11 protein-coding genes and 2 pseudogenes are annotated in these 13462 nt (G+C 68.0%); 12 read left to right on the plus strand and 1 reads right to left on the minus strand.

The features are described 5' to 3' along the window. Positions 1-42 precede the first annotated feature (42 nt). The 11 genes and pseudogenes from ROA7023_RS00705 to argE all read left to right on the plus strand — a co-directional run bounded on the left by ROA7023_RS00705 (position 43) and on the right by argE (position 11639). On the plus strand, positions 43-990 hold the full coding sequence (locus tag ROA7023_RS00705; protein ID WP_306372464.1) for a LysR family transcriptional regulator: 948 nt from the start codon (positions 43-45) through the stop codon (positions 988-990). Positions 991-1194: 204 nt separating this feature from the next. Further along, positions 1195-3228 carry an oxidoreductase gene (locus ROA7023_RS00710; protein ID WP_085877083.1) on the plus strand — a complete coding sequence of 678 codons (2034 nt, stop codon included), beginning with the start codon at positions 1195-1197 and terminating at the stop codon, positions 3226-3228. A 33-nt stretch (positions 3229-3261) separates the two neighbouring features. Next, complete coding sequence (locus ROA7023_RS00715) at positions 3262-4341, plus strand: ABC transporter ATP-binding protein (protein ID WP_370739181.1); 1080 nt, start codon at positions 3262-3264, stop codon at positions 4339-4341. Continuing rightward, complete coding sequence (locus tag ROA7023_RS24700; protein WP_200812429.1) at positions 4338-4874, plus strand: ABC transporter permease; 537 nt, start codon at positions 4338-4340, stop codon at positions 4872-4874. The genes ROA7023_RS00715 and ROA7023_RS24700 overlap by 4 nt, the downstream gene beginning before the upstream one ends. Beyond that, complete coding sequence (locus tag ROA7023_RS24705; protein ID WP_200812430.1) at positions 4874-5236, plus strand: ABC transporter permease; 363 nt, start codon at positions 4874-4876, stop codon at positions 5234-5236. Before ROA7023_RS24700 ends, ROA7023_RS24705 begins: the two co-directional genes overlap by 1 nt. After that, positions 5236-6042, plus strand: coding sequence for an ABC transporter permease (locus ROA7023_RS00725; protein ID WP_085877084.1), 807 nt, complete (start codon positions 5236-5238; stop codon positions 6040-6042). Before ROA7023_RS24705 ends, ROA7023_RS00725 begins: the two co-directional genes overlap by 1 nt. 81 nt (positions 6043-6123) lie before the next feature. After that, positions 6124-6477 (plus strand): annotated as a pseudogene (locus ROA7023_RS25625) (ABC transporter substrate-binding protein); the annotation flags it as partial. A gap of 79 nt (positions 6478-6556) precedes the next feature. Continuing rightward, complete coding sequence (locus ROA7023_RS25435) at positions 6557-7108, plus strand: extracellular solute-binding protein (protein ID WP_268807958.1); 552 nt, start codon at positions 6557-6559, stop codon at positions 7106-7108. Between the two features lie 112 nt (positions 7109-7220). Continuing rightward, positions 7221-8747: pseudogene (locus tag ROA7023_RS00735) on the plus strand (GMC family oxidoreductase); the annotation flags it as partial. Positions 8748-8853: 106 nt separating this feature from the next. After that, positions 8854-10524, plus strand: coding sequence for an amidohydrolase (locus ROA7023_RS00740; protein WP_085877085.1), 1671 nt, complete (start codon positions 8854-8856; stop codon positions 10522-10524). Further along, on the plus strand, positions 10521-11639 hold the full coding sequence (gene argE / locus ROA7023_RS00745; protein WP_085877086.1) for an acetylornithine deacetylase: 1119 nt from the start codon (positions 10521-10523) through the stop codon (positions 11637-11639). Before ROA7023_RS00740 ends, argE begins: the two co-directional genes overlap by 4 nt. Before the next feature lie 14 nt (positions 11640-11653). On the opposite strand, the gene ROA7023_RS00750 is transcribed toward argE, so the two are convergent. Next, the gene (locus ROA7023_RS00750; protein ID WP_085877087.1) at positions 11654-12562 is read right to left on the minus strand and encodes a LysR family transcriptional regulator; all 909 of its coding nucleotides are present in this window, start codon (positions 12560-12562) and stop codon (positions 11654-11656) included. Between the two features lie 111 nt (positions 12563-12673). Between ROA7023_RS00750 and ROA7023_RS00755 the strand changes: the two genes are divergently transcribed. Further along, positions 12674-13462: a cysteine hydrolase family protein gene (locus ROA7023_RS00755; RefSeq protein ID WP_200812433.1), complete on the plus strand. Its 789-nt coding sequence runs from the start codon at positions 12674-12676 to the stop codon at positions 13460-13462.

Raw genomic sequence — 13462 nt, forward strand, 5'->3', positions numbered from 1 at the left:
AGCAAATCCCAAACCTTTGAGGCGAAAGGATTAGCCCTGCCCTTGCGCTGCACCCTTCGGCAATTGCGCTACTTCGTGGCCGTGGGCGAGGCCGGATCGATCGCGCGGGCGGCGGAAAAGGTGAACGTCTCCTCGCCCTCGATCTCGGCCGCGATCACCCAGATGGAGCAGGAATTCGACCTCCAGCTCTTCGTGCGCAAACACGCCCATGGGCTGGTGCTGACCCAGGCGGGCCGGCGCTTTCTGGAGCAGGCGAAGGTCGTCCTGGCCGAGGCCGACAAGCTCAACGCTTTGGCCAACGAGATCACCGGCCGGGTGCGCGGGCCGCTGAACGTGGGCTGCCTGCTGACCTTCGCCCAGATCGTGCTGCCGCATCTGCGGCGCAGCTTCACCTCGCGCTTTCCCGAGGTGGCCTTTCACCAGTTCGAGCTGGACCAGGGCGCGATCTTCGACGGGCTGCGCAATGCCGACCTCGACATCGCGCTGACCTACGACCTCGACATCCCGCCGGACCTGGAGTTCGTGCCGCTGTTCAACCTGCCGCCCTACGCGCTGCTGCCTGACAGCCACGAGCTTGCCAACCGTCGGACGCTGGCGCCCGTCGAGCTTGCGCCCTATCCGATGGTGCTGCTGGATCTGCCCCATTCGGCGCCCTATTTCCTGTCGTTCTTCGAGGATGCCGGCGTGCAGCCCAACATCGTCGAGCGGACCCGCGACATGGAGGTCATGCGCTCTCTGGTCGCCAATGGCTTCGGCTATTCCATCGCCAACATCCGCCACACGTCCGAACGCGCGGCCGACGGAAAGCGCCTGCGATTCGTTCCGCTGGCGGACGGGGCCCGCGCCCTGCGCATCGGTCTGACCCTGGCCGGAGGGGCGATGAACACCCTGTCGGTTCGCGCCCTGATCGACCATTGCAAGGAAAACCTCACCCCGGCGCTGACCCCGGGCCTGAAAGTCCGTCCCTCTGCCGGATACGAGGACGTGTGACCGAAAAAGGGGCGGACCGTCGAGGCAGGCCTGGCTTAGGCCGCATCTAACCCCGACTTCCAAAAAGCTTAATTTACCCGAAGCCCTTTCTCGTGAACCTTGCACATGAAATCGCCCGGCCCGAAGGCCGGGCCGCTGAACCTCGCCATGGCAGAGAAGGCCCCGACAGTGCGTGATCCGCGGTAAGACATCCTATTCGAGCCGATGCAGATCGGCCCCTTGACGGCAAAGAACAGGTTCTACCAGGTGCCCCATTGCAACGGCGGCGGCTACCGGGACCCGTCGGCGGCGGCCGCGATGCGCGGCACCAAGGCCGAGGGCGGCTGGGGCGTGATCTTCACCGAGCAATGCGAGTTGCACCACAGCTCGGAAATCACGCCCTTCATCGAGCTGCGCCTGTGGGAGGACAAGGACATCCCGCAACTGGCCAGGATGGCCGACAAGATGAAGGCGCACGGCGCGCTGGCCGGCATCCAGCTTGCCTATTCCGGGATCAACGGGCCGAACCTTTATCCCAAGAAGGTGCCGCTGGCGCCCTCGGCCCTGCCGATCCGCACCTTCACCAACGACCCCGTCCAGGCCCGTGCGCTGGACAAGAGCGACATCCGCGACCTGCGCCGCTGGTTCGTGACCGCCGCGAAGCGCTCGCAGATGGCCGGGTTCGACCTGATCTGTCTCTATGGCGCCCACGGCTTCGGCATCTTTCAGCACTTCCTGTCGCGGGCGACCAACCAGCGCTCGGATGAATACGGCGGCAGTCTGGAAAACCGCGCCCGCTTTGCCCGCGAGGTGATCGAGGACATGCGCGAGGCGGTGGGAGAGACCATGGCCCTGACCCTGCGCGTCAGCCTTGACGAGACCATCGGAGAGCTCGGTTTCTCCAACGCCGAGGTGCGCGAGTTCATCGAGATGAACCGAGACCTGCCCGACCTCTGGGATCTGGCGCAGGGCACGTGGGAGCATTGCTCGGGCCCCTCGCGGTTCAAGGAGGAAGGCGCACAGGAACAGCTTGTGCGCGGCATACACGAGCTGACCGACAAGCCGATCGTCGGCGTCGGCCGCTTCACCTCGCCCGACGTGATGGCCCGGATGATCCGCAGCGGGACGCTGGATTTCATCGGCTGTGCGCGGCCGTCCATCGCCGACCCGTTCCTGCCGAAGAAGATCGAGGAGGGCCGGATCGAGGACATCCGCGAATGCATCGGCTGCAACATCTGCATCACCGGCGACATGACCATGTCGATCAGCCGCTGCACCCAGAACCCGACCTTCATGGAGGAATGGCGCAAGGGCTGGCACCCCGAGCGGATGAACCCCAGGGGCGACAGCGCAAACGTGCTGATCGTAGGCGCCGGCCCCGCCGGGCTGGAGGCCGCCCGCGCCCTGGCCGAGCGCGGCTATGACGTCGACTTGGCCGGGGCCGGCACCGAGCTTGGCGGCCGCGTCGCCCGCGAGCGGCTGTTGCCGGGGCTGTCGGCCTGGGGCCGGGTCGCCGATTACCGCGCCTACCAGCTGGGCCGGAAGACCAATGTCGAAACCTATTTCGACAGCCGCCTGACCGCCGAGGACATCCTGGATTTCGGCTTTCAGAACGTGGCCATCGCCACCGGCGCGACCTGGCGGCGCGACGGGGTCTCGCGCCAGCACGTGGTGCCGATGCCGATCGACGCGGCCATGCCGCTTTTCACCCCAGACGACCTGATGGCGGGCCAGCGTCCCGCCGGGCACGTGGTGATTTATGACGACGACCATTACTACATGGGCGGCGTGCTGGCCGAGCTGCTGGTCAAGCAGGGCTGCGGCGTCACGCTGATCACGCCCTCGGCGTTCGTGTCGGACTGGACGAACAACACGCTGGAGCAGGCCTCGATCCACCGCAAGCTGGCGGAGATGGGCGTGGACATCGTGCTGAACCGGGGTGTCACGCGGATCGCGGCGGATCACGTGGTGTCGAACTGCGTCTACACCGACATGACCCGGAACCAGCCCTGCGACGCCGTCGTCATGGTCGCCGCCCGCGCCGGCAACGATACGCTCTACGCCGCGCTGAAGGCGCGCGAGGCCGAGTGGGCCGACGCGGGGATCCGCTCGATCCGGCTGATCGGCGACGCGAACGCCCCCGGCCCCATCGCCTGGGCGACCTATGCCGGGCACCGCTTCGCCCGAGAGCTTGACGCGGACGACATCGGCGACGCCCTGCCGTTCCGCCGCGAAATCACCGAACTGGCGCTGGATTGACCGCCCCCGCCCCCCGCAGCAAGAGGCCCTGACGTGGACACGCGCAAGACAGCCGTCGAGATCCGGCAGGTGTCGAAGATGTTCGGGACGTTCCAGGCGCTCGAAACCATCTCTCTCGACATCTACGACAACGAGTTCTTCACCCTGCTTGGCCCCTCGGGCTGCGGCAAGACCACGCTGCTGGGGATGATCGCGGGGTTCGAGGAACCGACGACCGGCAAGATCGGGCTGCACGGCCACGACATCCAGAACCTGCCGCCGCACAAGCGCAAGGTTAACACGGTCTTTCAAAGCTACGCGCTGTTTCCACACATGACGCTGGAACAGAACATCGCCTACGGGCTGGAAAACCTGCGCTGGCCCAGGGACCGCGTCCGCGCCCGGGTGGCCGAGATGCTGGAGCTGGTGCACATGGCGCAATTCGCCCGGCGCAAGCCCGCGCAGCTGTCGGGCGGCCAGCGCCAGCGGATCGCGCTGGCCCGGGCGCTGGCGCCTGAACCCGAGGTGCTGCTGCTGGACGAGCCGCTGTCGGCGCTGGACCTCAAGCTGCGCCAGGCGATGCGCGAAGAGCTTCGCGTCCTGCAGCGCAAGACCGGGCTGACCTTCGTCTTCGTGACCCACGACCAGGAAGAGGCGCTCGACATGTCCGACCGCATCTGCGTGCTGGGCGACGGGCGCATCCAGCAGATCGGCACCCCGCGCGCGGTCTACGAGAACCCGGCCAACCGCTTCGTCGCCCATTTCATCGGAGAGACGAATTTCTTCGACGTCGACGTCCTGTCGGTCGAGGGCGACATGGCCCGGGTGCGCACGCCGCTGGGCCTCGACGTGACGGCGCCCCAGCGCAATGTCCATGGCGGCCAGGCGAAGGCGACGCTGTCCCTGCGCCCCGAGAAGATCGGGCTCGAGGACCGCGCCACCGGCGAGATCCTGACCGGCACGGTCACGGCCACCAATTATCTGGGCGGCTATACCTATTACCTGATCCGGGTGGGCGAGGCCGAGATCCGGGTGTCGCGCCGCAATGGCCGGACCGAGGACGACGGCCGGGCCGAGGGCGCGACCGTCCGGCTGGGCTTTCAGCCGGAAGCCGCGCGGGTGCTGGGCCAATGAGGGACTTTCGCGTCTGGGGCCTGCTGCCCGCCCATATCCTGATGACGCTGACCATGGTGCTGCCGATCCTGATCATCGTCGCGGTGTCCTTCGCCACGCGGGGCGCCTACGGCGGCTTCAGCTTCGAGTTCTCGACCGACGCTTACCGCCAGATCCTGTTCAACGAGGGCTGGTCAGGCGATCTGGAGTTCAACCCGCAATACCTGTTCATCATCGCCCGCCCGCTGGTGCTGGCCGCGGCCACCACGCTGATCTGCATGGTGCTGGCCTTTCCCATCGCCTACTGGATGACGCTGCAGGACGGCCGCACCCGGGCCATGCTGCTGTTCGCGGTGACGCTGCCGTTCCGGGTGTCGATGATCGTGCGGGTCTATGCCTGGCTGATGATCCTGGGCAACAACGGCGTGATCGAGACCGCGCTGCGCTTCGCTGCGCTTCGCTGCGCTTCACCGGCCTGGCCGAGGACATCGACAGCCTGCTGTTCAACAACGGCGCGATGCTGGCAGGCATGGTCTACAGCTAAATCCCGCTGATGATCCTGCCGGTCTTCGCCTCGATCGAGGAGCTCGACCCGGCGCTGGTGGAGGCCTCGCACGACCTCTACGGCAGCCGCCTCGCGACCCTGCGCCGGGTGATCCTGCCGCTTTGTCGGCCGGGGCTGGCTGCCGGCGCGGTGCTGGTCTTCGTGCCCTGCCTCGGCGCGGTGCTGGAGCCGATCCTGCTGGGCGGCGGCAAGACCCTGATGATGGGCAACCTGATCCAGATGCAGTTCGGCGGCTCGCGCAACTGGCCCTTCGGCGCGGCGATCGCGCTGCTGCAGATGAGCCTCGTGGTGCTGTTCCTGCTGCAGAACGGGCTGCGCGCGGCGCGGCGCGACGCCGAGGAGGCCACCTGATGGCGCACCGGCACGATGTCCGCCGCTACCGCGGCCTTGGCCCCTTCGCCATCGTCTTCTTCGCCTGGCTCTATCTGCCGATCGCCGTGGTCGTCTTCCATTCGTTCAACGAGAACAGGCTGGTATCGGTCTGGAGCGGCTTTTCGCTGAAGTGGTACGCCGCCGCGCTGTCGAACCAGAACCTGCTGAACGCGGTCAAGACCTCGCTGTCCGTCGCGGCGCTGGCCACGACCTTTGCCACGATCATCGCGCTGATGGCGGCACTGGTGCTGGTGCGGGGCAAGGGGGTGAAGTTCCGTCGGGTGTCCGAGACCATCGTGACCCTGCCGCTGCTTCTGCCCGAAATCGTGCTGGCGGTCGCGGTGCTGATCCTGTTCTCGCAGATCGGCTTCAGCAACGGGTTCCTGAAACTCGTGGTCGCGCATACCACCTTCTGCACCCCCTTCGCCTTCCTGCCGATCCGCGCCCGGATGCAGGGCATGGACCTGGATTTCGAAGAGGCGTCGGCCGATCTCTATGCCGACCGGTGGACCACCTTCCGCCGCGTGACGCTGCCGCTGATCGGGCCGGGGATGGTGGCCGGGGCGATGCTGGCCTTCGTGATCTCGATGGACGATTTCATCACCTCGAACATGCTCAACTCCGGCGGCGCGACCACCCTGCCCGTCTATATCTTCGGCCTGATCCGGCAGGGCACCACGCCAGAGCTGAACGCGATTTCCACCCTCATCATCCTTGTCTCGCTCCTCGTGGCCGGTCTCGCGCTGTTCATCCAGCGTCGGGGCAGCGCGGTGGCCGAGACCTGACAAGGCACCAACCAACCCCAAAAAGCCAACCCCAACAAGGAGATCCCGATGAACAAGTTCCTGATGACCACCGCCGCCGCCATGGCGCTCGCCGGTACGGCGCAGGCCGAAGGCTCGCTCAACGTCTATGTCTGGTCGGACAGCATCGCGCCCGAACTGATCGAGACGTTCGAGACCGCCTACGATGTCGATGTCACCGTCGACGGCTACAATTCGAACGAGGACCTGCTGACCAAGCTGCAGGCCGGCAGCTCCGGCTATGACATCGTCATGCCCTCCCAGCACTTCCTCAAGATCATGGCCGACGAGGGCCTGCTGGAGGATATCGACGCCTACGAGCTCGACGCCTACGGCCAGGTCGATGAAAAGTGGCTCGGCCAGTGGTGGGGCCCCGAGAACGACTATTCCATCCCGTTCGCCTACGGCACCGCGGGCTACGCCGTGAACCGTGACCTCTATGACGGGCCGGTCGACAGCTGGGTCGCCTATTTCGAGCCGGAGGGCGCTGGAGGGCATGATCGCCAGCCTGAACTACCCCGACGAGGTTGTCGGCGCCGCACAGCTTTACCTCGGCGTCGACTTCTGCAGCGAGGATCCTTCCGAGATGGAGAAGGTCTACAACCTGCTGGCCGCGCAAAAGCCCGACGTGGCGGTCTATGCCTCCGACAACATCGAGAACCGCATTGGGTCGGGCGAGGTCGGCGCCCATTTCTGGTGGGACGGCAACGCGATGAAGACCCGCCTGAACGACGGCGCGCCGATCGAGTTCGCGATGCCCGCAGAGGGTCTTGTCGGCTGGATCGACAGCCTCGTCGTGCCCACGGGCGCGTCGAACATCGACAACGCCAAGCTGTTCATGGACTTCATGTCGATGCCCGAGAACGCGACGATCCAGTATAACTACTACGCCCATTCCTCGCCGGTCGAACTGGTCCTGGAGGATGCGATCTGCACCCCCGAGAACGCGCCCGAGCTCTTTCCGGACGTGCCGGTCGTCTTCTCGCAGGCCTGCTCGCCCGCGGCGCAGGACCTCGTGACCCGGGTCTGGACGCAATTGCTCCAGTAACCGGCCACGTCGCGACCGGGGAGGGCGCCCCCGCGTGCCCTCCCCCCACGTCTGCCCCACTTCCCCGCCACTTCTCCGCCACTTCCCCGCCCGTGCTTTCCAGGAGGTCCCGATGACCGACGCCGCCACAGAGCCCCCCACAGACGCCCCCTATGACTACATCATCATCGGCGCAGGCTCCGCGGGCTTCGTGCTGGCCAACCGGCTGTCCGCCGATCCCGCGATGCAGGTCTGCCTGGTCGAGGCCGGCGGGCCGAGCGACAGCCTGCGGGTGCGGGTCCCGGCGGGGATCCTGTCGCTCTATGGCGATCCGAAATTCGACTATGGCTACATGGGCGTGCCGCAGCCCGAGATGAACGGCCGCCGGATCCCTGTGAACCGGGGCAAGGCCCTGGGCGGCTCGACCGCGATCAACTCGATGGTCTACATCCGGGGCCATGCGGGCGATTACGACGACTGGGCGGCGCTGGGCTGCTCTGGCTGGGCCTATGACGACGTGCTGCCGGTGTTCAAGGACCTGGAGCGCAACCGCCTGGGCCAGGACCCGGCCTACCACGGCACCGACGGAGAGCTGCTGGTGGACAATCCGCGCGACCCCAACCCGGTGTCGCGCACTTTCGTCAAGGCGGCGGGCACCTGCGGACTGTCCGAAAACGAAGATTTCAACGGCCCCGACCAGGACGGCGTGGGGATCTACAACGTCACCCAGGACAAGGGCAGCCTGTTCAACGCCTACCGCGCGTTCCTCGCCCCCGTGGCAAGCCGGCCGAACCTGACGATCCTGACCGGCGCGGAAAGCCGCAGCCTTGTGCTGGACGGCGCCCGCGTCACCGGCCTCGTGATCCGCCGCCAGGGCCGCGAGCAGACGCTGGGCTGCGCGGGCGAGGTGATCCTGAGCGCGGGCGCCATCGGCTCGCCCGCCCTGCTGATGGCCAGCGGCATCGGGCCGGGCGCCGCGCTGAAGGCTGCCGGGCGCGAGGTGCGGCACGACCTGCCGGGCGTCGGCCAGAACCTGCGCGACCATATCGACGGGATGATCACCACCCGCTCGGCCTCCACCCGGACGCTGGGCCTGTCGGTCGCCAACCTGCCCGCGATGATCGCAGCGCCTTTGCGCTATTTCGGGGCACGGCGGGGGATGCTGACCACAAACTACGTCGAGGCCGGGGGCTTTGCCCGCACGAAATACGCGGGCGACCGCCCCGACATCCAGTTCCACTTCGTCCCCGGCTACCGCAGCCATCGGGGCCGTTTGATCGAATACGGTCACGGCTATGCCATCCACACCTGCGTCCTGCGCCCGAAGAGCGTCGGCGAGCTGCGCCCGGCCGGTGCCGGGACCGGGTTCGAGATCGACCACCGTTTCTTCACCGCCGAAGAGGACGCCCGGACGCTGGTCGAGGGCATCCGCATCGCGCGGCAGATCTTCGCGGCCACGCCCTTCAAGCCAATCCGCGGCAAGGAGATGCTGCCCGGCGCGCATGTCCAGACCGACGAAGAGATCCTTGCCTATCTGCGGGCAGAGGCGCTGACGGTCTATCACCCTGTCGGCACCTGCAAGATGGGCACCGATCCGATGGCGGTGGTCGACCCGGAGGGGCTTTGCGTCAGCGGGATCGCCAACCTGCGGGTGGCAGACGCCTCGATCATGCCGACGCTGATCGGCGGCAACATCTGTGCGCCGACGATGATGATCGGCGAGCGGGCCTCGCGCGCCATTCTCGCCGCCCGCAGGGGCCAGAGCCATGCCGCCCGAGGGCGCGAGCCTCATCCTGCACAACGTGGACGTCCGGACCATGGATCCGGCGCGGCCCCGCGCGGGGGCTCTGGCGCTGCGGGGCAACCGGATCTTCGCGCTGGGGACCGAGGCCGAGGGCCTGCCGCTGTCGGGCCCCGACACGCGGGTGATCGACGGCCGGGGCGGCACGCTCTTGCCCGGCTTCTACGAAAGCCACGTGCATCTCTTCGAGGGCGGCGCCTCGCTCGGGCGGTTGAACGTGGCGGAGGTCTTCGGCGCAAAGGCGCTGCGGGATGCGGTGCAGGCGTTCGCCGCCGCCAAGCCCGACGCGGATCTGCTGATCGCCTATGGTGCGAACTACACCCTGTTCGGCGAGGGCACCCGGATCACGCGGCAACAGCTCGACGCCGCGATCCCGGACCGGCCGTTCTACATGATCGCCTGCGATTTCCACACCGGCTGGGCCAATACCATCGCGCTGGAGCGCGCCGGGCTGATCCACGGCCGCGACGTGGGCCCCGCCGCCGAGGTGGTGATGGCCGCCGACGGCACCGCCACGGGCGAGCTCCGCGAGGGCGGCGCGATGGAGTGCCTCTCGGCGCTCGGCCCCTCCGGCGGGCGCGAGGCGCTGGGCATGGCCGGTGCCGAGCCCGGGCCCGTCACCCCCGACCAGCGCGCCGCCGACAAGGCCTGCCTGCGGGCCGGGATGACCTGTTGCGCCCGCCACGGCATCACCAAGCTGATCAACATGGACGGCAACCGCTACCAGCTGGAATTGCTGAGAGAGTTGGAGGCCGAGGCGCCACTGCCCTGCCGGATCGAGGTGCCCTGCCGCATCCCGATCGACGCGGCCGGCGATCCGGTGGCCAAGGCCGTCGCCATGACCCGCGATTTCGCCAGTGAGACGATCTCCTGCGGGCGGGTCAAGATGTTCATGGACGGTGTCTTCGACAACTGGACCGCGCTCAAGCTGGAGGATTACCCCGACCGTCCGGGCTTTCGCGGGGCGCCGATCGTGCCGCCAGAACTCTTTGCCCGGCTCTGCGCGCAGGCCGACGCGGCGGGACTTCAGATCAGCGTCCACGCGGTGGGCGACGGGGCGGTCCGGCACGTGCTGGACGGCTACGAGGCCGCACGTCACATCAACGGGCCACGCGAAATCCGCTACAGAGTGGAGCATATCGACAATATCCATCCCGACGGCATCCCCCGCCTACGCGATCTAGGCGTCATCGCCTCGATGCAGCCGGTGCACCCGCCCGGCAGCGCGGGCCTGCCGCTGGAACCCACGGTGACCCTGATGGGCCGCGAAAGCTGGCCCTTGGCGTTCAACTGGCGGGCGATCAAGGATGCGGGCGTGCCTTTGCGCTTTGCGACCGACTGGCCGATCTCGCCGCTCGATCCGCTGCACGCGATCCAATGCGCGCTGACCCGCCAGCCCTGGGCCGAGGGCCTGCCCGATCCGCGCCTGACGCTGGATGAATGCCTGGAGGCCTATACCGCCCAGGGCGCCCATGCCGCCTTCGACGAGGACCGGCTGGGCCGGCTCGCGCCGGGGATGCTGGCCGACCTGGTCCTTGTCGCCGGGGATCTGGACAGCCTGCACCGTCCGGGCGATCTTGCGGTCGGCGCCGTGCTGACGATCTGCGACGGCCGCATCACCTTCGAGGCGACATGACCACCCTTGACCTGCTCGACCGCCTGGTGGCCTTTCCCACGGTCAGCCGCGACAGTAACCTGCCGCTGATCGACTGGGCGCAGGACTTCCTGGAGCGGCGCGGCGCGACCGTCCACCGCCTGGCCGATCCGACCGGCGGCAAGGCGGGGCTGTTCGCGACGCTCGGCCCGGCGGGCCCGGGCGGGGTCATGCTTTCGGCGCACAGCGACGTGGTGCCCACGGACGGCCAGCCCTGGCGCCGCGACCCGTTCCGCCTGACCGCCGAGGGCGACCGGGTCCATGGCCGGGGCACCACCGACATGAAGGGCTTTCTGGCCTGCATGCTGCGCGCCGCCGACGCGGCCGCCGGCATGACCCTGGCCGAGCCGTTGAAGCTCTCGATTTCCTACGATGAGGAGGTCGGCTGTCGCGGTATCGCCCGGATGATCGGCCACCTCGACGCCCTGATCGGCCTGCCGCGCCTCTGCATCGTCGGAGAGCCGACCTCCATGCGCATCGCCACCGGCCACAAGGGCAAGGCGGCCTATGCGGTCACCTGCCACGGCGAGGCCGGCCATTCCGCCGAGGCGCCGCTTTACCGCAATGCCCTGCACCTTGGGGCGGACATGCTGGGCGCACTGCGCGAGCTGCAGGCGGATCTGGCCGCGACCGGCGCCCGCGACCCGGCCTACAGCGTCCCCTATTCCACGGTCCACGCCGGGCGCATGGCGGGCGGCACCGCGCTCAACATCGTGCCTGATCTCTGCACGCTGGATTTCGAGATCCGCCACGTCGCGGCAGAGCCCCTGCCCCCGCTGGAGGCCCTGCTGCGCACCTCAGCCGAACGGATCGGCGGCACTGCCATAGAGATCGCGGCCGGCACCGCGTATCCCGGTCTCGACGTGCCGGAGGGGGCGGAGGCGGTCCGCATTCTGTCGGCCCTGCTGGAGGAGGCGGAGCTGACCAAGGTGGGTTTCGGCACCGAGGCCGGCCATTTCGATGCCGCCGGCGTGCCCGCGCTGGTCTGCGGCCCCGGCGACATGGCCCAGGGTCACAAGGCGAACGAATATATCGCCCTCGACCAGCTGGCCGCTTGCGACCGGATGCTGGATCGGCTGCTGGCCACCCTCGCCTGAGGCACGGCGACCGCCTAGGTGTCGGCCAGAACGCTGAGCGACCGCGCGATCTGTTCGGCGAAACGCGAGGCCGCGACCGGCAGGATCCGCCCGTGGCGCTGGCCCAGAAACAGCATCCCCGCATCCATGTCGCGCATGTCGATGCTGCGGCTGACAAGTCCCGTCGCGCCGTCGTGCCCGCCCGGGGCCCCGATGCTGATCTGGAACGAGATCGCGTCGGTCATCGACACATGGGCCTTGAGATACTCGAACGAATTGCTCTGCAACATCGGCACGGCCTGGAATGATTTCCCCTGCAGCGCCCGTTCAAGCAATGCCCGGCCGCCGAAGCCGCGATTGGGCAGGATCAGCGGATAGGCGACGCATTGCCGCAGCCGCAGCACCGGCTCGGAGGCAAGCGGATGGTCGGCGGCCATCATCGCCACCAGCCGTTGCGGCAGGGCCAGACGCACGTCGTAGTCGGGCATGCTGCGTTCGTCGAAGACCAGGGCGATGTCGGTGCTGAAGGTGTTGATCGCGGCGGCGGCGGCGGTGTGCTCCATCACCTCCACGTTGAAGGTCACGTCGGGATAATCGTGCAGATAGGCCGCGATCTCGCGCGGCAGGAAATGCGGCGTCAGCGCCTGGCTGCAGGCGATCGCCACGTGGCCGCGCCGGATCCCGGACAGGTCGGCGAGGCGCGATTTCAGCCGCTCGGTCTCGGCCAGAACCTCGCGGATATGCAGGATCGCCATCTCGCCGGCCGCGTTCAGGCGCACGCCGGTGGCCGTGCGCTCGAAGATCTGCTCGCCAAGGTCGTCCTCGTAGGCCTGCAGGCGGCGCTGCACCGCCGAGGGGGTCTGCGAGACGATCTCGGCGGCGGCCCGGATCGAGCCGCTGCGCACGATCACGTCGATCAGGCGGAAGGTCGTGAGGTGTTTCATCCCAACCAGCAATAGGGAGGTGTCGCGTTTTCGGCAACGCCCAACCGAAAATTTAGCACAAGACAGCGTCACTCGAACCCATCATCTTCGGTCCCGACCAAGGAGTGACCCGTGCCGAACGATCTTTCCGAGACTGCCCATCTGCGCCGCGACCGCTGGAGCCAGGACGGCGACAGCGTCAGCCTGGTGCGGCCGGAGCGGCGACAGCGGCCGGCCCCGCTCCGGGCGCTGCCGCAGGCGCTGACCCTCGATCTGTCGCGGACCGCCCTCATGGTGATCGACATGCAGAACGACTTTCTGCACCCCGACGGCTGGTTCGCGGCCGACCGGGGCGCGGACGTCGCGCCGCTGCTGACCCTGGTGCCCGCGATCAACACGCTGTGCGCCTGGGCCCGCGCGGCCCGGGTTCCGGTCATCCACGTCAATTGGGGCATCCGCGCCGATGCGGCGAACCTGCCGGCCAACGTGCTCGACAAGGCCTCGGCCTGCGGCACCCAGCGCGCCTATGGCGACGACGGCCCCAACGGGCCGGTGCTGGTCGAAGGCGGCTGGGGGGCCGACAGCCTCGACACGATCGAGACCGCGCCCGGCGACCTGCATGTCTCCAAGCACCGGCTGTCGGGGTTCCGCGACAACGCGCTCGACCAGATCCTGCGCCGGCTGGACGTGACCACGCTGATCTACACCGGCGTCAACCTCGACCGCTGCGTCTTTGCGACCATGGCCGACGGCTGTTTCCAGGGCTTCGACGCGGTGATCGTCGAGGACGCCTGCGGCACGCCCTCGCCGCCGCATGTGACCGACGCGATCCTCTACATCACCCGGATGCTCTACGGCTTCACCACCACGACCGACGCGCTCGCACGGGCGTTTTCTTCCCCCCAACCCAAGGAGACGTGA

Source organism: Roseisalinus antarcticus (assembly GCF_900172355.1).
In the GTDB taxonomy this organism is placed as follows: Bacteria; Pseudomonadota; Alphaproteobacteria; order Rhodobacterales; family Rhodobacteraceae; genus Oceanicola; species Oceanicola antarcticus_A.

Coding starts and splice junctions, on each gene's coding strand:
- ROA7023_RS24700 (WP_200812429.1), top strand. CDS start 4,338: ATGAGGGACTTTCGCGTCTGGGGCCTGCTGCCCGCCCATATCCTGATG.
- ROA7023_RS00710 (WP_085877083.1), top strand. CDS start 1,195: ATGCAGATCGGCCCCTTGACGGCAAAGAACAGGTTCTACCAGGTGCCC.
- ROA7023_RS00750 (WP_085877087.1), bottom strand. CDS start 12,562: ATGAAACACCTCACGACCTTCCGCCTGATCGACGTGATCGTGCGCAGC.
- ROA7023_RS00725 (WP_085877084.1), top strand. CDS start 5,236: ATGGCGCACCGGCACGATGTCCGCCGCTACCGCGGCCTTGGCCCCTTC.
- ROA7023_RS00740 (WP_085877085.1), top strand. CDS start 8,854: ATGCCGCCCGAGGGCGCGAGCCTCATCCTGCACAACGTGGACGTCCGG.
- ROA7023_RS25435 (WP_268807958.1), top strand. CDS start 6,557: ATGATCGCCAGCCTGAACTACCCCGACGAGGTTGTCGGCGCCGCACAG.
- argE (WP_085877086.1), top strand. CDS start 10,521: ATGACCACCCTTGACCTGCTCGACCGCCTGGTGGCCTTTCCCACGGTC.
- ROA7023_RS24705 (WP_200812430.1), top strand. CDS start 4,874: ATGATCCTGCCGGTCTTCGCCTCGATCGAGGAGCTCGACCCGGCGCTG.